This is a genomic window from Methylotenera sp. 1P/1 (genome assembly GCF_000384355.1).
Taxonomy (GTDB): Bacteria; Pseudomonadota; Gammaproteobacteria; order Burkholderiales; family Methylophilaceae; genus Methylophilus.
The window spans coordinates 1,149,298-1,173,549 of sequence record NZ_ARWC01000001.1 but is presented as its reverse complement, the minus strand read 5'-3'; the positions used below and the strand labels follow the sequence as shown (position 1 = coordinate 1,173,549).

Sequence of the window (24,252 nt, the reverse complement as noted above, 5' to 3'; positions counted from 1 at the left end):
GTCATGTCTTGAACACGTTTATCGCGCCCGAGTACGCCAGTCTTCTGCGTTTACATCAGCTAGACGGGTTTACGCAGCTGTGGAACCATGAAGTCAATTGGTTTGAGGCTCCCAATCATCGCCGGGGTGGCTGGAGTGGCGTTGCCCGCATGCAGCTTGAGGATGAGGGCAAAGCGCATGGCTTTTTTATTAAAAAACAGCAAAATCATGGTCGTTGGAGTCTTGCTACTTTTCCCAAACAAGAGCCTACATTTCGTCGCGAATTTCAGCATCTGCAATTTCTGCAAGGCAAGCAATTTGCAGCGCCAGAAGTGGTATTTTATGGTGAGCAAATAGTAGACGGTAAAATGTGCGCTATTTTAATGACCAAAGAATTGGCGCAATATCAACCATTGGATGTGATCACAGAAGCGACGGATTTTTTTGCGAAACCCAAGCAAATAAAGCAACAGTTGTTACAGGCCGTGGCCACCACCATACGTAGATTGCACGGCTTTCATTTGATGCATCGTGCTTTGTATCCCAAGCATATTTTTGTAAGCAATGCAGAGGCAGCACCTAGCGTGGCATTGATTGATTTGGAAAAAGCCCGCTACAGTCCATTTTTTTGGTATAACGCATACTTTGATTTGGCGGCATTAAACCGTCACTCGATTGGTTGGAGTAAGACAAGTCGCTTATACTTTTTTAAGCAATACTGTCAAATTTCGCGATTAACATGGGCGAGCAAGTGGTTCTGTCGGAGCATTATTGCACGTTCAAAACGACAAAAGGCCGGCGCTAAAAAGCGTATTAAAAGTACTTAGTTTGAGATATAGGAGTCTCGAGTTGGAATCATCATTCAATCATACAAACCCCGCGTTTAGTATTGCGATCGTCAATTACAAAACGCCGGATCTCACCAAGATTTGTTTGGATTTGCTCAAAAAACATATTGATGCCGGGCTGAATGCGCAAGTGTGGGTGGTGGATAATAACTCGCAAGACGAAAGCACAACTTACTTGCGTAGCCTAGATTGGATCCATTTGATTGTACGGGATGCAGACTATGCAGAAAAAGGTTTTGTTGCGCATGGCCAGGGTTTGGATAGCATTTTAGAAAAAATAGAAACCGACTACGTGTTTTTAATGCATACCGATACCTTTGTGTACGATGCATCCATTTTTAATCAGACCATTCAGCTATTGCACCAACACCAGCATATTGCTGCGCTGGGCTGTTTGGAACAGCTGGATCGTGGGCTGGTGCGCACCGTTTGGCGTGTGGTGTCACGCTTTTTCAAACGTCATTCCAGACGCTTCAAATTATGGTTGGGTTTGAATGCCAAGCCGCCCAAATCTTATTTGGAGGCACATATCAAAAGCTTTTTTGCCTGCTGGAATGTAAAAATCATGCGTAAACATGACTATACTTTTTTAATGGGTAATCGTAATCCAGGCTATGAGTTACAGGATTTACTCAAGGCCAAAGGCTACACCATTGGGCTGATTAGCCCGAGAAAGTTGTTTAAATACTTGGATCACGTAGAGGCCGGTACAGTAGGTTTAAACGCAGGGTACACCGAGCAGAATCGCCGGTTTAAACGCAAAAAATCCTTGCTAGAAAAATTGTCAGGGTAAAGTCATCGGGATCAAAAAGACATGAGTGCATCAGAAGCCGTACTGCCTATCCGTTTAGACCAAGGATTTTCTTTGGAGGAAGACACTGCCTTTCAATTAGGCCAAGCGCGCATGGATGCCTATGCGTTTGCCGAGCCATTTGCCCATGCGGTGATGGATCACTTTTTGCCAGAAGCCATGACGGAGTCGTTGTTGGCACACTTTCCAGCAGAACCTAAACAACACGATAAAGTCTATGAAAAAGGCTATGGCGGTACCCATAAACGGCAAATCTCACCATACGATTGTGATGCGCATTTACGTGCCGCATTTGCCTTTTTTAACTCAGCACAATTTGTACGGTTTATTGAAGGCATTACCAATATTGAAGGCTTGATTCCAGACCCTTATTTTGCTGGAGGGGGTTTGCACGAGACGAGCAGTGGTGGGTTATTAGGCATCCATGCGGACTTTCAAGTGAATGAGGGATTGCAACTGTTTAGACGGGTCAACGTATTGATTTATTTAAATAAAGATTGGCAAGAGGCGTATGGCGGTAAGTTGGAACTTTGGGATAAAGCCATGACGCACAAGGTGGTTGAAGTTGCGCCAGTCTTTAATCGATGTGTGATTTTTAATACGGATGCCGATAGTTTTCACGGTCACCCAGACCCACTGACGACGCCAGCGCACATTACACGTAAATCCATCGCACTGTATTACTACAAAGCACAGCCCATTCAAAATCAAACAGGGGAATCAAGGCATACGCTTTATGTGGCAAGACCGCATGATGATGACAAAACCAAAGCGGATGTGGAGAAACTACGCAAAAAACGCGATAAGCGCGCCAAAAAACAGCAGGCAGATGATCAGTTGTCTTTTTTTACACGCATCAAAGCTTGGTTTAAGTAAACGCATGTTGATGTCTGGCATAGGGTGTAACTAATGGCATTGTCTGCTTCTGCACTAGCTTTGCTGGCGCAACATGGCTTACATGCTGAGGCCATCGCTTTAGCTAATGGCACACAATTGCAATTGCTGTCCGATGTCCGCGTGGTGCCTGGTAAACGATTGGTTGCCAAAGCCACATGGCAAGGGCAGAACGTTTTTGCAAAATTATTTGCTGGTACTCAGGCAAGCCGCTATGCACAGCGCGACCAACAAGGCATTTTAGCTTTACAGGCCGCACACATTGCTACCCCAAACATATTGGCGTTTGACCAAGTGCAGCACTCGGATGTACGCGTGATGTTGATTGAAGCGATTGAAGATAGCCAGAATGCTGAAGTGTTTTACACGCAGGCTTCACCCAAAGCACGTTTGCACTTGCTCAGCCAATTGGTGGCAATCGTCGCGCAACAGCATCAGGCAGGCATATTACAAACCGATATGTATTTGAAGAATTTTTTGGTGCAATCTTCTGGCCAAAATGCTATTGAGCGTATTTACAGCATTGATGGCGATGGCATCCGTAAGATAATGGCTTTAAGCCAACATCAAGCGTTACAAAACTTAAGCACGCTGTTGTCCAAAATTGATGTGATTGAATTAGAACAGCATTTGCCGACTTGGCTAGCCTTATATACTAAGACTCGGGGCTGGTCAGCTTCACCAGATGTTCAGCATGTACATCAAATGATTCAAAAGCAGCGTACGGAGATGGCTAGTCGCTATGCTGATCGTAAGGTATTCCGCCAATGTACCGATGTACAAGTGATGCAAAACTCCCAAGGTTTTTTTGCACGCAGCACGTCTTTTTTGCACTTGCCAGTACCTGCTACGGCTGAAGCGCTAGATGCCGTGATGCAGCAATCTGTGCTACTGAAAGACGGCAATACGTGTACGGTAGCTAGTACGTCTGTTGCCGGGCAAACCATAGTGATTAAACGGTATAACATTAAAAACCTTGGACATCGGTTCAGCCGTATGTTGCGCCCATCACGTGCAGCAGTTTCTTGGGCCAATGCGTATCGATTGCAATTGTTAGCGGTGCCGACAGCCAAGCCGATTGCATTGTTGGAAACACGCTGCGCTGGCTTGCGTGGTAAAGCTTATTTTTTAAGCGAATATTTGGATGCGCCTGATCTGACAGAGGCATTTTCCGGTCGTTTAGACGGTGTAAGCCGTGCAGCACTGGTCAAAGCGGTGGTGCAATTATGTTATCGACTATGGCGTCTACAAATCTCCCATGGCGATTTAAAGGCCAGCAATATCAAAGTGCTGGCAGGTGAGCCGGTATTGATTGATTTGGATAGCATGCAACAGCACCGTTATGCGTTTTTCGCCAATCGTGCGCATGTCAAAGATCTGCAAAGACTGATGCAAAATTGGAAAGATGACACATCCCTGTATAATGCGTTTTTGAAGAGTTTTAAAGTGGTGTATGCCGATCATACACCACTCATTCAGGCAAAAATTTTAAGTAATTAATCACGTTGAATAGAGTTAACTAGATGATTGTATTAGGGTTATCAGGCGCGTTAGGACATGATGCTTCTGCCGCTATTTTGGTGGATGGCAAGATTATTGCCGCAGCAGAGGAAGAGCGCTTTATTCGCGACAAACATGCAAAAAATAAATTTCCGTACGAAGCCGCCAAGTTTTGTTTAAAGCAAGCAGGCGTTAAGCCAGAAGACGTGGATATTGTTGCATTTCCGTACGCAGAGATACCATTAAGCAGTAACGCACGTTGGCATTATGCTAAGCGCCACTGGTACGCGCCGGATCGTGCTTTGGACGCTTTGTTCAATGGTAATCGTCGCTTTCGTCGCAACCGTGATAAGTCTTTGCAGCTCATGGCAGACTTGGGCTTAAACAAGGCCAAGTTTGTGCCAGTAGAGCATCACTTGGCGCATGCTTCTAGCGCGTATCACTTAAGCGGCTTTAAAGAAAAAACGGCCATTGTCGGAATTGATGGCAAAGGCGAATATGCCACGACCTTTTTTGGCTATGGCGAAAACGGAAAAATCCATAAGATCAAAGAGTTCTATGATCCGGACTCATTGGGTGGCGTGTATGGTGCCATCACAGAATACCTAGGCTTTGACATGCTGGACGGCGAGTTTAAGGTGATGGGCATGGCACCCTATGGCGATCCGAAAAAGTATGATTTATCTGGCCTGATGAAATTTGAAAATGGCGAATTGATCGTTAATACCAAATTAGTCAATGTAGTCGGCTTGCGTCGCTATAAAGAAAACGGTAAAGGTTACTACTTTACGCCAGAGCTGATTAAGATGCTTGGGCCTAAGCGTCAGGGCGATGAGATTGATGATCCGTACATTCATTACGCGGCTTCTATCCAAGCCCTGTTGGAAGAGCTTGCGCTGGAAATGATTGAGTATTATCTAGGCGATATTATTCGCGAGACTGGAAAAATCGTGATGGCAGGTGGTGTTGCACTCAATGTGAAGTTGAATCAACGCATTATCGCCATGCCACATGTCAAAGAGCTGTTTGTGCAGCCAGCATCTGGCGATAACGGTACGTCTTTAGGCGCCGCCACGTATGCAGCGCATTTGGCGGGCGAAACCATCCATAAAATGGAACACGCCTATTTAGGGCCATCGTTTACGAGTGAAGAGTGTATTGCTGCATGCGAAGCGCACCCTAATAAGCCGATGTTTACTCAAGTGGAAAACTTTCCGCAGAAAGCCGCAGAGTTATTGGCTGCAGGCAATCCTTTGGCTTGGTTACAAGGGCGCATGGAGTTTGGGCCACGTTCGTTAGGTTGCCGTAGTATTTTGGGTGATCCCAGCTTTCCAGGTGTGGCGGATCGTATCAATGCGCAGATTAAGTATCGTGAGCGCTGGCGTCCATTCTGTCCAAGCATGTTGGACAAAGTGGCAGCGGATATTCTACAAACAGAGCATCCAGCCCCTTATATGACCTTTACCTTTGATGTGGCTGAGCACTGGAAGTCACGTATTCCAGAAGTGGTGCACGAGGATGGCACCGCGCGCGCGCAAGTGGTGACGCGTGAGACGAATCCACGTTATTACGAATTGATTGAACATTTGGAAAAACTGCGTGGCAATGCTGTGGTGTTGAATACATCATTGAATCGCCGCGGTGAGCCGATGATATGTAGTCCTACCGATGCGCTCAATATGTTTTATGGCTGCGATCTCGAATACCTGATGTTGGAAGACATTCTGGTCACCAAAAAATAGCGCATTGAATAGTATATTAAAATCGTAAGGTATTCATTTTAAAAATTATTTTCTATATTAGCTCTATTCTGGTTTGACGATATGCACCAGTTTAGGGATAATCAAAGCTAGCACAAGGGTAGGAAGTAAAACAATCCGCGTTTTCGCGCGACACCATTATTAGAGTTGAGCATTAGCATGAAACAATCCCATATTGAAGTAACCGAACGCATCATCGAAGTCAGTAGACCCACTCGTACTGCTTATCTGCAACGTGTTGATGAAATTGCCAATCGCCAGCGTGGTGCAGACCGCCTTGGCTGTGCCAACGTGGCGCATGCATTTGCTGCCATGCCATCGAACGATAAATTACGTATTGTGGCGGAAAAAGCGCCGAATATCGGTATTGTAACGGCTTATAACGATATGCTGTCTGCACATCAGCCGTATGCCAATTATCCGGATATTATCAAAGACGAAGCCCATAAATACGGTGCTACCGCACAAGTGGCTGGTGGCGTGCCTGCCATGTGTGATGGCATTACGCAGGGTGAGCCTGGCATGGAACTGTCACTGTTCAGCCGTGACACCATAGCCATGAGTACCGCGATTTCACTATCACATGATGTGTTTGATGCAGCATTATTGTTAGGCGTATGTGACAAAATTGTGCCGGGTCTGCTGATTGGCGCATTACATTTTGGCCATTTACCATGTGTGTTTGTGCCAGCTGGCCCAATGAGCACTGGGATTGATAACACGACTAAATCCAAAGTGCGTGAAAAATATGCCCAAGGTTTGGTGGGGCGTGAAGAGTTATTGGCTTCAGAGTCAGCCGCGTATCATGGTGCAGGCACCTGTACATTCTACGGCACTGCCAACAGCAACCAAATGTTGATGGAAGCCATGGGCTTGCACGTGCCAGGCTCTGCGTTTATCCACCCGCATGATGGCATGCGTGAGATGATGACGCGCGAAGCCGTGAAAATGGTGCTGCATAACACCAAGCGTGATCATTTCACACCGATTGGTAAGTTGGTCGATGAGCATGTGATTGTGAATGCCATGGTAGCTTTATTGGCTACAGGCGGCTCAACTAACCACTTAATCCATTGGGTAGCGATTGCACGCGCTGCTGGTATCATTATTGATTGGACGGATTTCTACCACTTGGCAAAAACTACACCGCTTTTAGCCAGTGTCTACCCAAATGGCAAAGCCGATGTCAATGAATTCCAATCTGCAGGCGGCCCAGCTTTCGTGATTCGTGAATTGATTGATGCTGGTTATATGTACCCAGATGTGTTCACTGTGGCTTATGGTGGTTTACGCGAGTATGGCAAATTGCCTGCCCAAGAAGACAATAAACTGGTTTGGAAAGACCTGCCTAAAGAAAGCAGCGACGAAACGATTGTACGTACGGCTGAACACCCATTTAACGAATCAGGTGGATTGCGCTTGCTCAAAGGTAATTTGGGCCGTAGCGTGATTAAGATTTCTGCGGTACCAGAAGACCGTCACATTATTGAAGCGCCAGCCATTGTGTTTGATGCGCAAGAAGAGTTGCTGGAAGCATTCGATCGCGGTGAATTAGAGCGCGATTTCGTGGCCGTGGTACGTTTTCAAGGCCCTAAAGCCAATGGTATGCCAGAGTTACATAAATTAACGCCACCATTAGCCGTGCTACAAAATAAAGGCTTTATGGTCGCTATTGTGACAGACGGCCGCATGAGTGGCGCATCTGGGAAAATTCCTGCGGCGATTCATCTGAGCCCGGAAGCCTCTGCCGGTGGTGCTCTAGCTAAAGTGCGTACGGGTGACATTATTCGCTTGAATGCCAAAGTGGGCATGGTCAACGTGTTGGTGGATGAAGACGTATGGGCAGAGCGTGAGGTAGAAGAATTATCTGATAGCAAGCGTCAGCATAATGCGCATGGCATTGGCCGTGAGTTGTTTGGCGGCATGCGTCGTAATGTGCTGTCGGCTGAAGAGGGCGCAGTCACCTGGTTGTAAACTTTGCAAATCAAGCGATAACGTTGTTGCGCTCGCTTGCCGTACTTGTGTGTACTGTCTGCGCTCTCGCGCTTAGTTCTCGCTTGATTATCAAAGTTTATTCAGCCGTTGCCTCAAAAAACTAAAACTAAAACTAGAATTGATTAATTTTGCAGAATGAGAAAACTATGAGTACATTAGATTTAGCTAATCACGGTCCCGTGATTCCAGTGATTGTGATTAACCGCGTTGAAGATGCTGTGCCAATGGCAGAAGCCTTACTTGAAGGTGGTATTAAGGTATTAGAAGTGACATTGCGTACTTCATGTGCGCTAGCGGGTATGGAGCAAATTGCTAAACACGTGCCTGATGCTATTTTGGGTTCTGGCACCGTACGTAACTTGAAAGATGCACAAGCTTCTAAAGATGCTGGCTGCCAATTTGCGGTGAGCCCAGGCTACACCAGTGAATTAGGTCAATTTGCACGTAAAATTGGATTGCCGTTATTACCAGGCGTATCTACTGGCTCAGAAATCATGATGGCCAATGCCGACGATTACTACTTTTTAAAACTATTTCCAGCTGTGGCTGTGGGTGGTATTAACTTGCTGAAAGGTTTTTCTGGTCCATTCGGTGATGTGAAATTCTGTCCTACTGGCGGTGTGACCGTAGAGTCAGCCCCGCAATTCTTAGCGTTGCCTAACGTGGTGGTGTGTGGCGGCACTTGGTTAACACCAGCAGATGCAGTATCCCGTGGGGACTGGGCGCATATTACCAAGCTTGCGAAAGAAGCCAGCGCGATTAAAGCGGCGTAATAAGCGACTTAAACGGTATAATGAAGGCTTTGTGCATATAGGCACAAAGCCTTTTTTATTGGAATCAATTTGCTGAATATTGCTGAGTATAAGACCATTGTGTTTGATTGTGATGGCGTCGTTTTGGACTCGAATGTTGTCAAGACAGAGGCGTATTTTCGTACCGCCAAGCGTCTAGGTGTCACCGATGCGCAAGCGCAAGCACTGGTGGATTATCATGTACGGTTAGGTGGTATTTCTCGGTATCATAAGTTTGATTGGTATTTGCGGGAAGTGCTAAAACAGCCTGTGACTAAAGAAGCGATTCAAGTGTGGTTAGATACCTTTGCGGCAGAGTTGGAAGAAGGACTGATGGCTTGTGCGATGGCGGATGGTTTGGAAGCATTGAAAGTAAAAACGCCGAATGCCCCATGGATGATACTGTCTGGTGGTGACCAACAAGAAATTCGAGATTTATTTCATAAAAGAACATTGCCATCCGGAGAGGTATTGGCTAACTTGTTTGCTGGCGGTTTATTCGGTAGCCCTGATAACAAAGATGAAGTGCTTGCACGGGAAAAAGCGAGCGGTCACTTACGTCTACCAGCATTGTTTTTGGGCGATAGCAAGTATGATCATGAAGCGGCTACAAATGCTGGCTTAGATTTCGTATTCTTGAGCGACTGGACGGAGGTTGCGGATTGGAAAGACTTTTGTGAAGAAAATAATATCCAAGTATTGCCCGCTATTGCAAGCCTGCTCAATGTTAAATAGTTGACTTATCGCGCATGTATACACTGTTCAAAGCATTTTTCTTAAACTGGTACCAGCGCAGCACGTTATTGTCTGATGCGCAACTCGCTGAATGGTTAAGTACCAGTGAAATATTGGAGCAAGACCATTTTGGTATCAAAGTAGTGCGGTTAACCAATGGCGACATTCTCAAGATATTTCGGGTGAAGCGTACGTTCAGTAGTGCTAATTTCTTTTCGTATGCCAGAAGTTTTTGTAGAAATGAAAAACGTCTGCATCAACTTGCTATTCCAACCATCCAAGTAAAGCAATTGTTTCATCTTGGTAGCGATCATAAATCTGCCGTGCTGTACGCCCCGCTAGAAGGTGTGACAGTAAGAGAGTTGTTTACACGGCACGAACTTACCACTGAGCATGCACAAAAGTTAGGTGCGTTTATGGCAGGTTTGCACGATTTAGGCATTTACTTTCGTGGGCTACACTCTGGCAATATTGTGCTGACACCAGCCGGGCAGTTTGGCTTAATTGATATCTCTGAAATGACGATTTTTCCGTGGCGCTTAGAGCGCAGACGTCGCAAAAGAAATTTTGCCCGCTATTGGCGCAATGCAGCCGAAGCCGAAAACTTTGGCTTATCTAATATAAAAGTCCTGATCAGTGCTTACTGTGCAGCTAGCCAACGTGTGCATATGCAAGAAGCCGATGTGGCGCGCTACTTATTCAGGCAATAACGATGATGACTATTCCTAATGTATTGAGTTTTAGAGTGATTTTCTCCTTGTTCGGCATAGTCGTGCTTAGCTATTTTTTTCAGGCACTGACATGGGGTAGTGCTTATCGCTCCTTAGCTTATCTTGCATTGTTCCTTGGTTTGGGTGTTTATCTGTTTCAAGCCGATCAACATAATCAAGATGAGCGTAAAGCATTGTTGAGATGTCTACTGCCGCTCATCACGTTGATTGGTTTGGAGTGGATTGCAACGCTACATTTTCCATGGGATATTAAAACAATAAGGCATATGCTACTGGCAACGGGGTTAATGGCCGGGATTGTATTGATGGCGCGCCATCATGATCGCATCAAGCCTTATTTTTTGCCTACGCTGATATTGGCGGTCTATGCCTATACGCTATTTCAGTGGGTATTTATTCACGTGCTCGGGCAGATGTACGGCACCACCAAAAATCCACATTACTTAGCGATCTATAGTGCATTGTTTTTTGTCACGGCCGCATTTTTAGCGGCCAACTGGAGCCGAGGAGTTCAACGTTACGGGCTGATGTTATCAGCCGTCCTACTGGGTTATTTATTGCTCAATACTTCGTCTAGGCCTACGTGGATAGCGTTGATGATTGCGACGCTGATTGGTGTTGTATGTTTGCGCCATCGCGCGAAAGTCATGTTGATCGGGGTCGCCGGCGTGGTGTTTGGACTTTTGTTCTTTTCCGATGCTGGTAATTTCAAAACACGTTTGGATGACTTGGTGATGCATGCAAGTACGGAAGAGCGCGTGACGATTTGGGAGGACACTTGGGTGATGCAACAAAATAGTAGCAAACAACAATGGCTGTTTGGGCATGGTGCAGAGAGTTTTGTGCAAGATTTTCAGCCATATTCGCGCTACTACGCAACGCAAGGCATTACCTATAACAGCCCACATAATGCAGTGCTAGAGGTGCTTTACTTATTTGGTGTGACGGGTCTAGCGGTGGTGGTGTCCTTTATCTTATGGTTGTACTATGCCTTGTTTTCTAGATACTTGAGGCTTCGTCACCAAGCCACACATCAGATGTCAATGATTATTCTATTTTTACTCACAATACTAACTGTAGATTTGGTGGCGGTCAGCATCACGCTGCCATTTTTTGTGAGTATTCATTTGAATGTGGTCGCGCTAGTCATGGGCGTCATGTTCTATTTAGATAGACGGGAGCATACATAATATGCAGCCACCCATTACAGTGGTGATTCCTAATTTTAATGGGGCCACCTTGCTCCAAAAGAACATTCCTTCCGTGTTGAAAGCAATGCAGGCTTACACAGGTAAGTCCTCTTTAATTGTGGTGGATGACGGCTCTCAAGACGCCAGTTTACAGGTGCTGAAAGAGCATTTCCCGCAAGTGAAAGTAGTGGTACATGCGCAAAACCAAGGCTTTGCCGAAGCCATCCATAGTGGCGTTAATGCCGCTGAAACTGAGCTGTTGTTTTTATTGAACTCTGATGTAGAAGTGGCTGAGTCGCTATTTGCACCACTGGTACAGTATTTTGAAGATCCCAATACGTTTTCAGTCAATCCCTTAATATATGACGAGCGCGGCGATGTCAAAAGGCATTCTTGGAATCTTCGCCAATTCAAGGCTGGCACGCTTAAACTGATGAGCTGGCGCTTGGAAAAAGCACTTACACAGCGAACAGCAGGCGAGAAATTGCCTGCTGCCTATGCACATGGCGGCTCATTTATGGTGAGAAAGTCTATGTTCAACGCCTTGCAAGGCTTTCATCCAATATTCAAGCCGTTCTATAGTGAGGATTACGATTTAGGTTTGCGCGCATGGCGCAGAGGGTGGGCTAGTTATTTTGAGCCGAGTGTGCATATTGTGCACCAGAGTGTGGGTTCTATCCGCTCTAATGTGAAAATGAACCACATTAAAACCATCCGCCGTAGAAACCGCTATATATTAGAGTGGATGCATTTGTCTGCAACCCAATTATGGTTTGGCGCTATTCCAGCTTCCATCGTACAGTTGCTGGGCGAGATATTGCTGCTGGATAAGGTCAACCTCAAAGGGTTTTATTTGGCGTGTGCTAAGTTGCCAGAAGTGATACAGGCCAGACGTGAGATACAAGCAACGCAAACGATGCGCATGACCGATATTATGGATGTGCTGCGACGATTTTGCTCGTGATGGTTTGCGGCTTAATCTGTGTCAAGCAATTCAAATGTCCAAGCGGGCACTGACGTTCAAAACATGGGCTGCACTCCAGCTTTAAGTATTCAATCACTGCATCGGGGTGCATCGGTGGTGTGTGGTAAGGGTCGGAAGAGCCAAAAATGGCAATCAGTTTCTTATCTAAGGCCGCGGCGACATGCATCAAGCCGGAATCATTGCTCACCACCGTATGGCAGAGCGCCATCAAATCAATCGCATCTCCCAGTTTGGTTTTTCCGCCCAAGTTAATGCATTTATCTTGTGTCAGCTGATTGATCTGCTGAGTCACCGGAATATCTTTATCGGAGCCAAAAAGCCACACTTGCCAGCCTTTTGCAATCGCAGCATTGGCGACTTCTGCATAGTATTCGGCAGGCCAGCGCTTGGCTTCTCCGTATTCTGCACCAGGGCACAGCCCCAGCACTGGAGACTGTAGCGGTGGGATATGTAATGTTTGTACGAGTGTATGCGCATGCGCCAGATCAGCCATTAATGTAGGTCTTGGCAGCACTTGCGGTAAATTTTCTGAAGGCGCTAGCCCCAAAGTTACAAATCGCTGCACCGTCATTTTAAGTGTGGCTTTATTCAGTGGGCGGATATCGTTAATCAGTCCGTAACGCATTTCACCCAAAAAGCTCGTCCGTTTTTTAATGCCGGCTGCCCAAGGCAGAATAGCGGATTTAAGCGAATTGGTGAGGATAATGGCTTGTGTATAGCCTTTGTGTTTTAACGTTTTGCCAAAAGCTATTCTTTGCCAGAATGCCAGTTCGCCGTGTTTAAATGGGAGTGCAATGGCTTCAGACACTTCTGGCATACGTGCTAATAATGGAAGTGTCCAAGCGGGTGCTGCCACGTCAATCGTGCAATCTGGTCTGTTATTTTTAAGCATTTTAAACAAGCTTTGTGCAAGCACCATATCGCCTACCCAAGCTGGCCCAAGAATCAGAATTTTTTCTGGCATGACTGATATACCAAACTAACTATTCATTTTTTTGATTAGGTTGCTGGTGCTACGGCCTTCAACCAAATCAATCAGCGCAATTTCACCACCCCATGACAACACCTCTTTGCCGCCCACTACTTGTTCGGCAGTGTAATCGCTACCTTTGGCAATGATATTGGGTTGAATCGCGTGGATTAAGTTAAGCGGGGTGTCCTCATCAAACAAAATCACTGCATCCACAGAGGCGAGCGCGGCTAGTACGCGTGCACGGTCGTTCTCATTGACAACGGGTCGTGTTGGTCCTTTGAGTGCGCTCACAGAGCGATCGGTATTCAGCCCTAAAATAAGCTTGTCGCCACGTTTTTTGGCAGCTTCTAAATAGGTCACATGGCCAGCATGCAGTAAATCAAAACAACCGTTGGTAAATACAATCGCTTGTTTGGCTTGTTTCCAAACAGCCACTTTTTCTAGTAACTCTGGTAGATCGCAGATCTTATGCGCTTGTTCATTAGAGCGTTGGTCTTCCAGTGCATGAATCAGATCGCTTTTGGTAATAGGAACAGTACCCACTTTGCCCACCACAACACCTGCTGCCACATTGGCGAGTTCCAAGCTATCCAGTGGGCTTAGTCCATGCATGAGCCCAGCCGCCAAAGTGGCGATGACAGTGTCTCCTGCGCCAGAGACATCAAACACTTGCTGTGCTGCGGCTTGCAAATGATGTGTGGTGTCATCTAATAGCGTAATGCCTTCCTCGCTACGGGTGACGGCTAGAAATTGAAGCCCCAAACTAGATTTGAGTTGCTGGGCTTTTTCAATCAACGCAACATCGTTCACGTTGGTGTGACAGGCCTCAGCCGTTTCTTTTTTATTCGGGGTGAGTGCCGTAGCGCCTTGGTACTTGCTGTAATCTACGCCTTTTGGGTCTACTAATATCGGTATATTGGCTTGTTGGCAGGCTTGAATGATTGTTTGGCAAATGGTTGTACTGAGCAGACCCTTCGCATAATCAGATAAGACAACAATGGAGGGTGTTTTTGCGAGCGCTTGTTGAAATGCATTCAGAATCTGGCTGGTTTCTTCTGCATTAAATACACCACTGTTTTCTTGGTCTAGTCGCATCATTTGTTGATGGCCACCCAAAATACGTGTTTTGGCAATGGTGGGGCGGTGCGAAGAGGTGACCATGCCTTGGGTATCAATGCCACTTGCTTGCATGAGTTGCATCAATGACTTGCCTTCAGTATCTTGACCAATACACCCCAGAATATGTGTTTGAACACCGAGTAGCGCTAAATTAGCGGCTACATTGGATGCTCCACCAGCGCGCTCATTTTGTTTCTTGAGTAGTACCACCGGCACGGGGGCTTCAGGCGAGATGCGGCTGACCTCACCAATCAGATAGCGATCCAGCATAACATCGCCAATGACTAGCGCATGCTGTTTTGTTTGACCAAACTGTTTAACGCGGCTTACTAAAGTGTGTTGCATCAGTCAGACTCTAAAATTTCACATAACGAGTGACCGATAAAGATATGTGCTTCCTGAATGCGTGCGGTGACACTGGACGGCACCACGATGTTGTAATCACACAAGGCGGTGAGCTTGCCACCTGTCCCGCCTGTGAGCCCAACCGTGGTCGCGCCTGTTGCTTTTGCAGCTTCAATGGCTTTCACAACGTTAACGCTATTCCCAGAGGTGGTCAGGCCAATGACGATATCCTCAGGTCTACATAGGGCTTCAATCTGGCGCGCAAAAATATAGTCGTAGCCGTAGTCATTACCTACAGAAGTCAGAATAGACGTGTCTGTGGTCAACGCAATCGCAGGCAAGCCTTTGCGTTCTTTCTTAAACCGGCCAACTATCTCTGCAGCAATATGTTGGCTATCGGCTGCGCTACCACCATTGCCCATCAGCAGAACTTTGCCACCGCGTTGGATACACTGTTGTAGCTGAATGCCGACATCGCTAATCAATGGGAATAGTGATTCTAGTGCATTGAACATGGCCATATGCGCAGCATGTTCACCTTTTAAATAATCAACGTATTTCATTAGCAGTAGGGGTCCTCTTGCATGAGATAGTGTTGCACATAATCTTTTACGCCATCTTCAAGGCTGGTAAAAGGCGTTTTGTAGCCAGCCTTACGCAACTTATCCATGCTGGCTTGCGTAAAGTATTGGTACTTACCTTGCAGGTCTAATGGCATATCAATGTAGGTAATATGGGGCTCTCGTGTCATGCTGGTCATGACATTGGTGGCTAAGTCTTTAAAGCTGCGCGCTTCGCCCGTACCAATGTTGTAAATACCATTGGGCGCGTTACGTTTGCTTAATCCTGCATTCAGAAAGTAAGCCACTACGCTAGCGGCATCTTTGACATACACAAAATCCCGCAGTTGCATGCCATCTTCCACACCCGCTTTGGTGCCCTTGAATAGTTTCATGGTGCCAGTTTCTTTAAACTGGTTAAATGTATGAAAGGCTACACTTGCCATGCGCTCTTTATGGTATTCATTAGGGCCGTACACATTGAAAAATTTAAAGCCAGCCCATGCAGGCGGCGTGGGCTGCTTATCAGCCACTTGCCTGAGCACCCATTGATCAAAAAAGTGTTTGGAGTAGCCATAGCCATTGAGTGGTCTTAAGTGGTCAATACTGAGATCGTTGTAACCACGCTCACCTGCACCATAGGTGGCAGCAGAGCTTGCATAGAAGAAGGGCACTTCATGTTCAGCGCACCAGCTCCATAGATCTTGCGAGTAATGGATATTGTCAGCCACCAGTTTGTTAAAATCGCGCTCTGTCGTTGCGCTGATAGCACCCATGTGAATCACAGCAGTCACGTGATCGTTGTCTTCTAACCAGTCAAACAGCTGGTCTTTATCCAAATATTCTACATAGTGGCGATGCACTAAGTTTTGCCACTGTGCTTCGTGGGTAATCCGGTCGGTAATAATTAAATCATCGCGACCGAGTTTGGTATTGAGATGCCAGGCAATCATAGAACCTATCATGCCGGCGCCGCCAGTAATTACTATCATAATGTTAATGTATCAGCCAAAACATAAGTATAACGCTTATTGTTTTGCACCCAAACTTTGCGCACGTAATTTTGTCATGTCAGATGTATTTTTAGCCGCGACATTATCCCAACTGGGGCTGACCCAGCCTTGTAAGTTCTCAAGTGTGATTTGGGTCATGGCTTGAATCCACAGTTCGCTCTCATTCAGCGCAGGAATATAGTGGTAGTCGCCACCACCATTGCTTTTGAAGATATGCTCACCTTCCATTGCAATTTCTTCCAAAGTCTCTAAGCAGTCGCTACTAAAGCCAGGGCAGATGATATCAATGCGTTTTGTATTGGCTTTTCCTAGCGCCTCAAGTGTGCTGGCAAGATAGGGTTTGAGCCACTCTTGCTTACCAAATCGCGATTGAAATGCCACTACATATTCATCTTTAGTCAGCTCTAGCGCTTCTGCCAATAGTCGCGCTGTTTTGTGGCATTCGCAATGATAAGGATCGCCTTTCATCAAATGGAATTTAGGTACCCCATGAAAACTCATGACCAGCTTAGTAGGCTTACCACCATTCAGGCGCCAATGTTCACGTACATTCGCTGCTAAGGCTGCAATATAAGCTGGATGGTCGTGATAGTGTTTGATAGTGCGTATCGCGGGCACGTTGCGTGTTTTGAGCAAGATGCGCCATATCGCATCAAAAGCTGCGGCCGTACTGCTGGCTGCGTATTGTGGGTACAACGGAAATACTAAGATTTTATTGCAATGTTGCGCCTTTAACGTATCGATAGCTTGTTGCATGCTTGGGTTGCCATAGGTCATGCCTAGCGCAACAGCAAAGGGCGATTTGATATGTTGCGCTAAAAATCCTTCCAGCATTTTGGTTTGTTTTTGCGCATGCACCAGTAAAGGCGAGCCCTCGCTTGACCATACTTGCGCATATTTTTCAGCCGATTTTTTGGGGCGGATGACTAAAATGATGCAATGTAATATCCAGTACCAAATCAGCTTTGGAATCTCCACTACGCGTGTATCCATTAAAAATTGCTTGAGGTAAGGGCGTAATGCTTTGGCGGTAGGGGCATCGGGTGTGCCTAAATTGGCAAGCAATATACCTACTTTAAGTTGGTCGCCATGCTGAAAAGGGGGTTCGGGGTGGTAGTAAGACATTTGTTGTTAAACTCTCATAATATATTTAAAGGTTTAGCGAATCTAAGCTCCAATCGATAAGATAGTAACTAAAAAACGCACTCAATAATGATAAAAATAAATTGATACCAGTAGAGGCGGCATAAGCTAAGCCATGGGCAAAATCACTAGATATTTCAAATACCTCCAAAATATCAACTAGTGAAATGTAAAGAAAAAAAGTACAAAAAATAACGGTAAATAATGAAACGATTCTAAATGCCTTTTGTGCATCTTTTAATTTTACTTCGTTGAGTTTCATTTGCCTTCTTATCCAACAACAATTAAAGAAGCCACTAGCAATAGAAATAAGAAATGAGAGTTCAAATGCATCCATTATCGTTTCCAAATTGATTTGTCATGAAGAAAGTGCATTAGAAAGCAATTTGGCTGTGACATCGACAATAGGAATCACACGCTCGTAAGACATGCGCGTTGGGCCAATCACGCCTAAGGTGCCGACCACTTGGCCATCTGCCTCGTACGGTGCGGTCACCATGCTGCACTCATCCAGCGGCAAATAACCACTCTCGCCTCCAATAAAGATTTGAATGCCTTCAGCACGCTGGCTGTTGTCGAGTAGTTGCATCAGTGAGGTGCGTCGCTCAAAGATCTCAAATAATTTACGTAAGCTGGTGACATTGGTGGAGAGTTCATCCACCTGTAACAAGTTACGTTCCCCAGCAATCACTACCGCATCTTTGTTCTCGTCGCCGTCCAAATGTGTTGCTTCTAATGCTGCAGTCATCAATTGGTTCATCTCGGTCTGCATCTGCTTGAGTTCTGCATGTAGCTTTTGCTGCACTTCTTCCAGAGTAAAGCCTTGATAATGCGCATTAAAGTAATTGCTGGCTTGCGTGAGATCGCTGGCTGTATATGGTTTTTCGGTCACGATAACGCGGTTTTGCACGTTGCCGTCTTGCGTCACGATAATCACCAGCAGTTTTTTCTCGGACAACGCTAAAAATTCTAAATGCTTAAACGCAACGCGTTTGCGCTTGGGTGTGAGCACTACGCCGGCAAATTGGGTGAGTTGCGAGAGCATGTCAGCTGCGTTGCTAATTAAAGCGGTCTGGTTGGGTGAGTTTAAGCCATCTTTGAGTTGCTGAAACGCGTTGTTTTCCAATGGCTTAACCGTTAATAACGAATCCACAAACAGGCGGTACCCTTTTTGTGTGGGTATGCGTCCGGCAGAAGTGTGTGGGCTGGTAATAAACCCAAGTTGCTCCAAGTCACTCATCACATTGCGAATCGTCGCAGGACTGACATCCAAACCGGAGTGCTGTAAGAGCGTACGCGAGCCTATCGGCTGGCCATCACTGATGTAATGTTCCACCAAGGTCTTGAGTAATATTTGCGCGCGTTTGTCCAAGCTGAAATTCAACATGCTAAGTAAGGTGCTATTTTGCCCGAATTAGTTCCTAGATAACAGCGGCATTTGCTTTTAAGCTGGGCGCTTCTGTGATTTAATTCTGCCATGAAAAAACAATTTGTATCGATTGCGATTATTGGCAAATACATGGATGCCAGTGCATTGCAACACATGCAAGACGAACTTGCACAACTGGCAAGCCATTTATCTACCAAAGGTATTCAGGTATGGGTAGAAGAAAACACGGCGCATCACGCAGCGCTGAACGGGTTTAACACTGCAACATTGGCTGATATTGGCAGCTTGGTGGATTTGGTTGTGGTGATGGGAGGCGACGGTACGATGCTGAGCGTCGCTAGAAGCCTGCACGAAAGTCAGTTGCCTAAGCCGGTACCTTTGGTGGGCATTAATCGTGGCCGCCTTGGTTTTTTAACCGATTTACGTACCGAAGATATGCTGGTGGAGATGGATAAAATCCTTGCTGGTGAATATCAGACTGAAAGCCGTATGCTGTTAGAAGCCACTATTTACCGCGCTGGTGCGTCTGTGTTGCACGGTGTAGCGCTGAATGATGTGGTGGTCAAAAACGCCCTGCGGTTGATGGAAATGGAAGTGGAAATCAATGGTCAGTTTGTGTCAAAGCAGCGTGCAGATGGTTTGATCTTGAGCTCGCCCACTGGCACCACGGCGTATGCGCTTTCTGCTGGCGGCCCTATTCTGCATCCGGATTTAAAGGCAATTTCTTTGGTGCCAATTAGCCCACACACATTGAGTAATCGTCCTATTACTGTCACCAGCGAAAGCGTATGCGAAGTGACCGTGATGCAAGCAGATGACGCACAACTGAGCTTAGATGGGCAATATCAGCAAACATTGAATGCGGGCGATAAAATTCGTGTGCAGCGTGCCAAGCAGGATATTTTGTTGCTGCATCCAAAGGGATATTGCTATTTTGATATGTTACGCAACAAGCTCAACTGGGGATAACTCTTCAATGCAGCCCGTAATGACCATGAAATGTGTTGAGTAAGCCTATGTTACAAGCGTTATCTATTCGTGATTTTATTATTGTTGAGCAACTAGACCTAGAGTTTGACGCCGGGTTCACGGCGTTAACCGGGGAGACAGGTGCCGGTAAATCGATTTTAATTGATGCGCTATCACTCAGCTTGGGTGCGCGCAACGATGGCGCTGTCACGCGCGCCGGGTCTGAAAAAGCCGATATCAGTACCACGTTTGCCATTGCACATAATAAGCTGGCGCAGCAATGGCTGGCCGAACATGAAATTGATGTGGACGAGCATTTGATTTTACGTCGCGTCATCTATGCGGATGGGCGCAGTCGCGGCTTTATCAATGGCACCTCGGCTACTGTCGCACAATTAAAAGAATTGGGCGAGTTATTGATAGATATTTATAGCCAAAACGCCCATCACTCGCTATTAAAAAACAGTACGCAGCGTGAAATTCTAGATGCATATGCGCAAGCAGAAGCGCTTGCAGGTCAAGTGGCTGAGTGCTACCAGCAGTGGCGTAAGCTGCATCAACAAAGGCTGGCAGCAGAAACTAATGCTGAAGCATATGCCGAAGAGTTGGCTGAGTTGCGAGACAAAACGCGTGAAATCAAACAGTTGGCCTTTGAGGCGGAAGACTGGCTCACGTTGCAGCAGGAGCATAGTCGGCTGAGCCATGGTGCCAGTTTGTTGCAAGGGGTAGAGTCCTGCTTAGCACTACTGTCCGAGGCGGAACCCAATGCTGGTGCAATGGTAGAGCAGGTGCAGCATCAGTTGTCGCAGTTAATGGATTTTGATGCTGCGTTACAAGAGGCATTGTCCACAGTGGAGTCCGCGGCTATTCAGTTGGAGGAAACGAGCCGTTTTCTAAACCGCTATTTGCAGCGCACAGAGTTAGATCCTGCACGGCTGGCGGAAGTGGAGGCGCGTATCCAATCGATTCATGCGCTCAGCCGTAAATACCGTATCAAACCTGAAGAGTTGCCTATGGAGCTAGAGACCTGTGTTGCGCGCATGCAAGTGCTAGAAAGCTCAGTGGATGACGGCATGTTGAAGCAGCAAGAAGCGCAGGCATGGCAGGCTTACCAGCAGTACGCTCAAACACTCACGGCAAAAAGAACGCAAGCAGCGCAGACGCTCACTGCGAGCATTACTGAGCAAATGCAGCGCCTTTCTCTTAAAGGCGGACAATTCCAAGTCGCACTTCTGCCCGGTGAGCCAGCGGTGTATGGCTTGGAACAGATTGAGTTTTTAGTGGCTGGTCACGCAGGCGTAACGCCCCGAGCACTTGCTAAAGTCGCATCAGGGGGCGAGCTCTCCAGAATCAGCTTAGCACTACACGTTACTACGGCTTCTTCCGGCACGGTTCCGTGTATGATTTTTGATGAAGTGGATGTCGGTATTGGTGGTGGCGTGGCCGAGGTCGTCGGTACTTTACTCAAGCAACTGGGCGATGCGCGACAAGTGCTGGTGATTACACATCTGCCGCAGGTTGCAGCGCAAGCGCAACACCACTTACAAGTCAGCAAAACACAGCACGCAGGGACAACTTTAAGTCATATCCGTCGGCTGGCAACAGAAGAACGTGTAGATGAAGTGGCGCGTATGCTGGGTGGGTTACACATTACTGAGATTACACGCCAACATGCAAAAGAAATGCTGGCTAAATAGTGCTTGGTTTTTGTAAAGGCTAAGACTTTTACCAACACTAAGGTTTTGGTAACGCTTAGCCCTTATTGGTACAGGGTTGTTTTTTGCACACACCATAAATAGTCAGTGAGTGGTCGTGCATGGTAAAGCCATGTTCATCCGCCGCACTTTTTTGTCTTTTTTCAATCTCTTCGTCGTAAAACTCTTCAACGCGGCCACACTTAATACATACAATGTGGTCGTGGTGGCTGCCTTCGTTAAGCTCAAACACGGCTTTACCGCTTTCAAAGTGGTGACGTGCCAGTAGTCCTGCTTGTTCAAACTGTGTAAGTACGCGATAGACAGTAGCTAAGCCAACGTCTTCGCCGGCGTTAATCATAATCTTGTATACGTCTTCGGCAGATAGGTGACGCTCAGTGCTGTTTTCGAAGAGTTCCAAGATTTTTAAGCGAGGTAATGTAGCTTTTAGCCCGGCATTTTTTAAATCTTTCTGGTCATGCATGTTATTCATCCGCCATTCATTAAGCTGTATTTTTGAATACTTGATCAACATGGTATATTAATGAATATTCAACAACAAGTCTTTATTTAAAGTGACCGTAATGCGTTATTTTTCGAAAATCTTCACCCCCATATGCTTGATTGTTAGCTGTTTTTTTGTCGGATGTGGCTCCAAATTACCTGCCTTAAAATCTTACAAAATGGATATTCAGCAAGGTAACGTTGTTACCTCAAAAATGTTATTGCAGTTAAGGCCGGGTATGACCAAGTCGCAAGTGCGATATATCATGGGCACGCCTTTAATCGTCGATAGCTTTCATGGCAACCGTTGGGATTATTTTTATCAGTTGCGCCAGCAAGGCAAAGTGATAGAAAAGCGTAGAGTGATTCTCGATTTTGATAAAGAGTTACTCACGACGGTGCGTGGTGATGTAGTGGCTGCGACCGACAAGTCTGCAGACACTCCGGTGGATACTTCTGCTAGATCTGTCACGACCACCAAAAAGCCAGTGGAAAAACCTTGGTTTGATATGTTTAAATTTTGGGGTTCAGATGAGCCGGCTGCAGCGCCTGAGGCGGCTCCAGCAACATCGTCCGCCACTACAGATCTGCCTGCTGAAACAGCAGCAGTGGCCGCGGCAGCTGTGGCTTCAAGTGCAGCATCGCCAGCACCAGTAGGTGCAGAAGCTGCTACTGCCGCAGCCGCAGCAGACATTGCCAATGAGGGTGCAGTCGAAACTGAATCTATTCTCAAGAAAAAACCAGAGATGGCTGGCGTGGACAGTGTGAACCTGCTACCGCAAGCGCCGGAGGCGCAGGCATCTGTTGCAGCCGAAGCTACACCTGAGCAAATAGCACCGGAAGCGCTACCGCAGAGGGCAGGTGAGGCTGTAGCAGCGACAGCTGTGGCGGCTGCAAGTGGTGGTGAAGTGGGTGATGCAGCGCAAGCGATACAAGCTACAGTCAATGCATGGGCGGACGCTTGGCGTAATAAAAATGTAAAGGCGTATTTTGCTGCTTATGCCGATGGGTTTAAGCCGGAAAATGGTTTGAGCAAAAGCGCATGGGCAGCACAACGTAAGCAGCGTTTGTCTGGTAAGCGCGGCGATATCAGCCTGGTGCTTGAGGATGTGGCTGTGACGCAACATGGTAATCAAGCCAGCGTGCAGTTTTTCCAAAAATATGCGTCTAAAGTGTTTAGTGATGAAGTCACCAAGCAGCTTGATTTACAGTTTGATGCGGCTACGCAGCGCTGGCTTATTGTTAGAGAGTTTGTGGTTGCCAATGGCAAACGTGCGAACGAACAAAAAATACTGGCGCCCGAAGAGTCTAGCGAACACTTAGATGGTGTCATTGAAAAAATTGGGTTTTAACCAGCTGCTGCGTGGTGTCATAGGTTGGTGCTGGTCATTAATGATAGAAGAGAATTATGGTAAAAGTAGTGATAGCAGGTGCAACAGGGCGGATGGGGCATGCGCTGATAGAGGGTGTGCTCAATGACGCGGATATGGTGTTGCATGGCGCGCTGGATCGGGAAGGTAGTCCGCAGTTAGGTCGTGATGCAGGCGAGCAGTTCGGGAAGCTGACACAAGTGCAGTTAAGTAGTGATGTGAGTGCAGCCCTCAAGGGTGCGGATGTCTTGATTGATTTCACGCGTCCGGAAGCCAGTATGCATTATCTTGATGTTTGCCGTGCGCTTAAAGTCAAACATGTCATCGGGACCACTGGCTTTAGCGAGGCACAACGCGCAAGCATTGAAGTTGCGGCAAAAGAGATTGCGATTGTATTTGCTCCTAATATGAGTGTGGGTGTGACCTTGCTCATTAATTTAGTAGAGCAAGCGGCTAGGGTACTCAATGAGGGATATGACATTGAAGTGGTGGAGATGCACCATCGCCACAAAATTGATGCGCCTTCTGGCACTGCACTGCGTTTGGGTGAGGCTGCAGCGCAGGGCCTAGGACAGCAATTAAAAGATTGCGCAGTCTATGCTCGAGAGGGTGTAACGGGCGAACGCGAGGCAGGGACTATTGGTTTTGCGACCATGCGTGGTGGGGATGTGGTAGGGGATCATGCCGTGGTGTTGGCTGGCGTGGGAGAGCGGGTGGAATTAACCCATAAAGCCAGCAGCCGCGCCACTTTTGCGCAAGGTGCCTTACGTGCTGCAAAGTTTTTAGCCAGCCATTCTAGCGGGCTGTTTGATATGCGTGATGTGCTCGGTTTACGTTAGTTAAACAATCCTAGCGCTTGAGGCGCAGTCGAATTTCGGCTATAATGCGTCAATTCTAAGAACGGGAAGAGTTTGCAAAGCTTTTCCCGTTTTGCACATCTAAAATATTGGATG

Annotated in this window: 23 protein-coding genes; 15 read left to right on the top strand and 8 right to left on the bottom strand. The window is 46.7% G+C overall.

What is annotated here, in order from left to right; all coding sequences use genetic code 11:
• Positions 1-8: 8 nt before the first annotated feature.
• The 11 genes from A3Q3_RS0105525 to A3Q3_RS0105475 all read left to right on the top strand — a co-directional run bounded on the left by A3Q3_RS0105525 (position 9) and on the right by A3Q3_RS0105475 (position 12,198).
• On the top strand, positions 9-806 hold the full coding sequence (locus A3Q3_RS0105525; RefSeq protein ID WP_232418371.1) for a lipopolysaccharide kinase InaA family protein: 798 nt from the start codon (positions 9-11) through the stop codon (positions 804-806).
• Positions 807-828: 22 nt separating this feature from the next.
• On the top strand, positions 829-1,620 hold the full coding sequence (locus A3Q3_RS0105520; RefSeq protein WP_020182579.1) for a glycosyltransferase family 2 protein: 792 nt from the start codon (positions 829-831) through the stop codon (positions 1,618-1,620).
• Between the two features lie 21 nt (positions 1,621-1,641).
• Entirely contained in the window at positions 1,642-2,514 is an 873-nt protein-coding gene (locus A3Q3_RS0105515) for a 2OG-Fe(II) oxygenase (RefSeq protein WP_020182578.1), read from the top strand.
• A 33-nt stretch (positions 2,515-2,547) separates the two neighbouring features.
• Complete coding sequence (locus tag A3Q3_RS0105510) at positions 2,548-4,032, top strand: lipopolysaccharide kinase InaA family protein (RefSeq protein WP_020182577.1); 1,485 nt, start codon at positions 2,548-2,550, stop codon at positions 4,030-4,032.
• Between the two features lie 23 nt (positions 4,033-4,055).
• Complete coding sequence (locus A3Q3_RS0105505) at positions 4,056-5,774, top strand: carbamoyltransferase (RefSeq protein ID WP_020182576.1); 1,719 nt, start codon at positions 4,056-4,058, stop codon at positions 5,772-5,774.
• Positions 5,775-5,951: 177 nt separating this feature from the next.
• Positions 5,952-7,766 (top strand): phosphogluconate dehydratase, encoded by a 1,815-nt coding sequence (gene edd, locus A3Q3_RS0105500; protein ID WP_020182575.1) that lies wholly within the window; start codon positions 5,952-5,954, stop codon positions 7,764-7,766.
• Between the two features lie 167 nt (positions 7,767-7,933).
• Positions 7,934-8,560 (top strand): bifunctional 4-hydroxy-2-oxoglutarate aldolase/2-dehydro-3-deoxy-phosphogluconate aldolase, encoded by a 627-nt coding sequence (eda, locus tag A3Q3_RS0105495; protein ID WP_020182574.1) that lies wholly within the window; start codon positions 7,934-7,936, stop codon positions 8,558-8,560.
• 69 nt (positions 8,561-8,629) lie between these two features.
• Positions 8,630-9,313: an HAD family hydrolase gene (locus A3Q3_RS0105490; protein WP_020182573.1), complete on the top strand. Its 684-nt coding sequence runs from the start codon at positions 8,630-8,632 to the stop codon at positions 9,311-9,313.
• Positions 9,314-9,327: 14 nt separating this feature from the next.
• Complete coding sequence (locus A3Q3_RS13685; protein WP_020182572.1) at positions 9,328-10,023, top strand: hypothetical protein; 696 nt, start codon at positions 9,328-9,330, stop codon at positions 10,021-10,023.
• A 2-nt stretch (positions 10,024-10,025) separates the two neighbouring features.
• On the top strand, positions 10,026-11,234 hold the full coding sequence (locus A3Q3_RS0105480; RefSeq protein WP_020182571.1) for an O-antigen ligase: 1,209 nt from the start codon (positions 10,026-10,028) through the stop codon (positions 11,232-11,234).
• 1 nt (position 11,235) lies between these two features.
• Complete coding sequence (locus A3Q3_RS0105475) at positions 11,236-12,198, top strand: glycosyltransferase family 2 protein (RefSeq protein ID WP_020182570.1); 963 nt, start codon at positions 11,236-11,238, stop codon at positions 12,196-12,198.
• Here the strand turns inward: A3Q3_RS0105475 and waaF are convergent.
• From waaF to hrcA, 7 genes are read right to left on the bottom strand one after another with little or no spacing between them, the layout of a single operon-like run.
• On the bottom strand, positions 12,167-13,183 hold the full coding sequence (gene waaF / locus A3Q3_RS0105470) for a lipopolysaccharide heptosyltransferase II (RefSeq protein WP_020182569.1): 1,017 nt from the start codon (positions 13,181-13,183) through the stop codon (positions 12,167-12,169). The genes A3Q3_RS0105475 and waaF overlap by 32 nt on opposite strands.
• A 15-nt stretch (positions 13,184-13,198) precedes the next feature.
• On the bottom strand, positions 13,199-14,656 hold the full coding sequence (hldE, locus tag A3Q3_RS0105465) for a bifunctional D-glycero-beta-D-manno-heptose-7-phosphate kinase/D-glycero-beta-D-manno-heptose 1-phosphate adenylyltransferase HldE (protein ID WP_020182568.1): 1,458 nt from the start codon (positions 14,654-14,656) through the stop codon (positions 13,199-13,201).
• Positions 14,656-15,219: an SIS domain-containing protein gene (locus tag A3Q3_RS0105460; protein ID WP_020182567.1), complete on the bottom strand. Its 564-nt coding sequence runs from the start codon at positions 15,217-15,219 to the stop codon at positions 14,656-14,658. Before A3Q3_RS0105460 ends, hldE begins: the two co-directional genes overlap by 1 nt.
• Complete coding sequence (gene rfaD, locus A3Q3_RS0105455; protein ID WP_020182566.1) at positions 15,219-16,208, bottom strand: ADP-glyceromanno-heptose 6-epimerase; 990 nt, start codon at positions 16,206-16,208, stop codon at positions 15,219-15,221. Before rfaD ends, A3Q3_RS0105460 begins: the two co-directional genes overlap by 1 nt.
• A gap of 36 nt (positions 16,209-16,244) precedes the next feature.
• Positions 16,245-17,354, bottom strand: a complete 1,110-nt coding sequence (gene hemH / locus A3Q3_RS0105450; protein WP_020182565.1) for a ferrochelatase — start codon at positions 17,352-17,354, stop codon at positions 16,245-16,247.
• Positions 17,355-17,379: 25 nt separating this feature from the next.
• Entirely contained in the window at positions 17,380-17,709 is a 330-nt protein-coding gene (locus A3Q3_RS0105445) for a hypothetical protein (RefSeq protein ID WP_157355055.1), read from the bottom strand.
• 21 nt (positions 17,710-17,730) lie between these two features.
• Positions 17,731-18,759, bottom strand: coding sequence for a heat-inducible transcriptional repressor HrcA (gene hrcA, locus A3Q3_RS0105440; RefSeq protein ID WP_020182563.1), 1,029 nt, complete (start codon positions 18,757-18,759; stop codon positions 17,731-17,733).
• 90 nt (positions 18,760-18,849) lie between these two features.
• On the opposite strand from hrcA, the gene A3Q3_RS0105435 reads away from it, so the two are divergent.
• Positions 18,850-19,731, top strand: coding sequence for an NAD(+) kinase (locus A3Q3_RS0105435; protein WP_020182562.1), 882 nt, complete (start codon positions 18,850-18,852; stop codon positions 19,729-19,731).
• Positions 19,732-19,778: 47 nt separating this feature from the next.
• Positions 19,779-21,428, top strand: coding sequence for a DNA repair protein RecN (recN, locus tag A3Q3_RS0105430; protein ID WP_020182561.1), 1,650 nt, complete (start codon positions 19,779-19,781; stop codon positions 21,426-21,428).
• Between the two features lie 55 nt (positions 21,429-21,483).
• Here recN and fur read toward each other — a convergent pair whose 3' ends face one another.
• On the bottom strand, positions 21,484-21,909 hold the full coding sequence (gene fur / locus A3Q3_RS0105425; protein ID WP_025224683.1) for a ferric iron uptake transcriptional regulator: 426 nt from the start codon (positions 21,907-21,909) through the stop codon (positions 21,484-21,486).
• Between the two features lie 199 nt (positions 21,910-22,108).
• Here fur and bamE point away from each other — a divergent pair, with 199 nt between their 5' ends.
• Both bamE and dapB read left to right on the top strand, forming a co-directional pair.
• Positions 22,109-23,281, top strand: a complete 1,173-nt coding sequence (gene bamE / locus A3Q3_RS14140; protein ID WP_232418369.1) for an outer membrane protein assembly factor BamE — start codon at positions 22,109-22,111, stop codon at positions 23,279-23,281.
• Positions 23,282-23,337: 56 nt separating this feature from the next.
• Entirely contained in the window at positions 23,338-24,138 is an 801-nt protein-coding gene (dapB, locus tag A3Q3_RS0105415) for a 4-hydroxy-tetrahydrodipicolinate reductase (protein ID WP_020182558.1), read from the top strand.
• Positions 24,139-24,252: the final 114 nt, after the last annotated feature.

Bases quoted from the DNA above. Each gene is read 5' to 3' on its own strand.
- A3Q3_RS0105515 (WP_020182578.1), top strand. From the start codon at position 1,642: ATGAGTGCATCAGAAGCCGTACTGCCTATCCGTTTAGACCAAGGATTT.
- A3Q3_RS0105510 (WP_020182577.1), top strand. From the start codon at position 2,548: ATGGCATTGTCTGCTTCTGCACTAGCTTTGCTGGCGCAACATGGCTTA.
- A3Q3_RS0105505 (WP_020182576.1), top strand. From the start codon at position 4,056: ATGATTGTATTAGGGTTATCAGGCGCGTTAGGACATGATGCTTCTGCC.
- edd (WP_020182575.1), top strand. From the start codon at position 5,952: ATGAAACAATCCCATATTGAAGTAACCGAACGCATCATCGAAGTCAGT.
- eda (WP_020182574.1), top strand. From the start codon at position 7,934: ATGAGTACATTAGATTTAGCTAATCACGGTCCCGTGATTCCAGTGATT.
- A3Q3_RS13685 (WP_020182572.1), top strand. From the start codon at position 9,328: ATGTATACACTGTTCAAAGCATTTTTCTTAAACTGGTACCAGCGCAGC.
- A3Q3_RS0105480 (WP_020182571.1), top strand. From the start codon at position 10,026: ATGATGACTATTCCTAATGTATTGAGTTTTAGAGTGATTTTCTCCTTG.
- A3Q3_RS0105475 (WP_020182570.1), top strand. From the start codon at position 11,236: ATGCAGCCACCCATTACAGTGGTGATTCCTAATTTTAATGGGGCCACC.
- waaF (WP_020182569.1), bottom strand. From the start codon at position 13,183: ATGCCAGAAAAAATTCTGATTCTTGGGCCAGCTTGGGTAGGCGATATG.
- hldE (WP_020182568.1), bottom strand. From the start codon at position 14,656: ATGCAACACACTTTAGTAAGCCGCGTTAAACAGTTTGGTCAAACAAAA.
- A3Q3_RS0105460 (WP_020182567.1), bottom strand. From the start codon at position 15,219: ATGAAATACGTTGATTATTTAAAAGGTGAACATGCTGCGCATATGGCC.
- rfaD (WP_020182566.1), bottom strand. From the start codon at position 16,208: ATGATAGTAATTACTGGCGGCGCCGGCATGATAGGTTCTATGATTGCC.
- hemH (WP_020182565.1), bottom strand. From the start codon at position 17,354: ATGTCTTACTACCACCCCGAACCCCCTTTTCAGCATGGCGACCAACTT.
- A3Q3_RS0105445 (WP_157355055.1), bottom strand. From the start codon at position 17,709: ATGGATGCATTTGAACTCTCATTTCTTATTTCTATTGCTAGTGGCTTC.
- hrcA (WP_020182563.1), bottom strand. From the start codon at position 18,759: ATGTTGAATTTCAGCTTGGACAAACGCGCGCAAATATTACTCAAGACC.
- A3Q3_RS0105435 (WP_020182562.1), top strand. From the start codon at position 18,850: ATGAAAAAACAATTTGTATCGATTGCGATTATTGGCAAATACATGGAT.
- recN (WP_020182561.1), top strand. From the start codon at position 19,779: ATGTTACAAGCGTTATCTATTCGTGATTTTATTATTGTTGAGCAACTA.
- fur (WP_025224683.1), bottom strand. From the start codon at position 21,909: ATGCATGACCAGAAAGATTTAAAAAATGCCGGGCTAAAAGCTACATTA.
- bamE (WP_232418369.1), top strand. From the start codon at position 22,109: ATGGATATTCAGCAAGGTAACGTTGTTACCTCAAAAATGTTATTGCAG.
- dapB (WP_020182558.1), top strand. From the start codon at position 23,338: ATGGTAAAAGTAGTGATAGCAGGTGCAACAGGGCGGATGGGGCATGCG.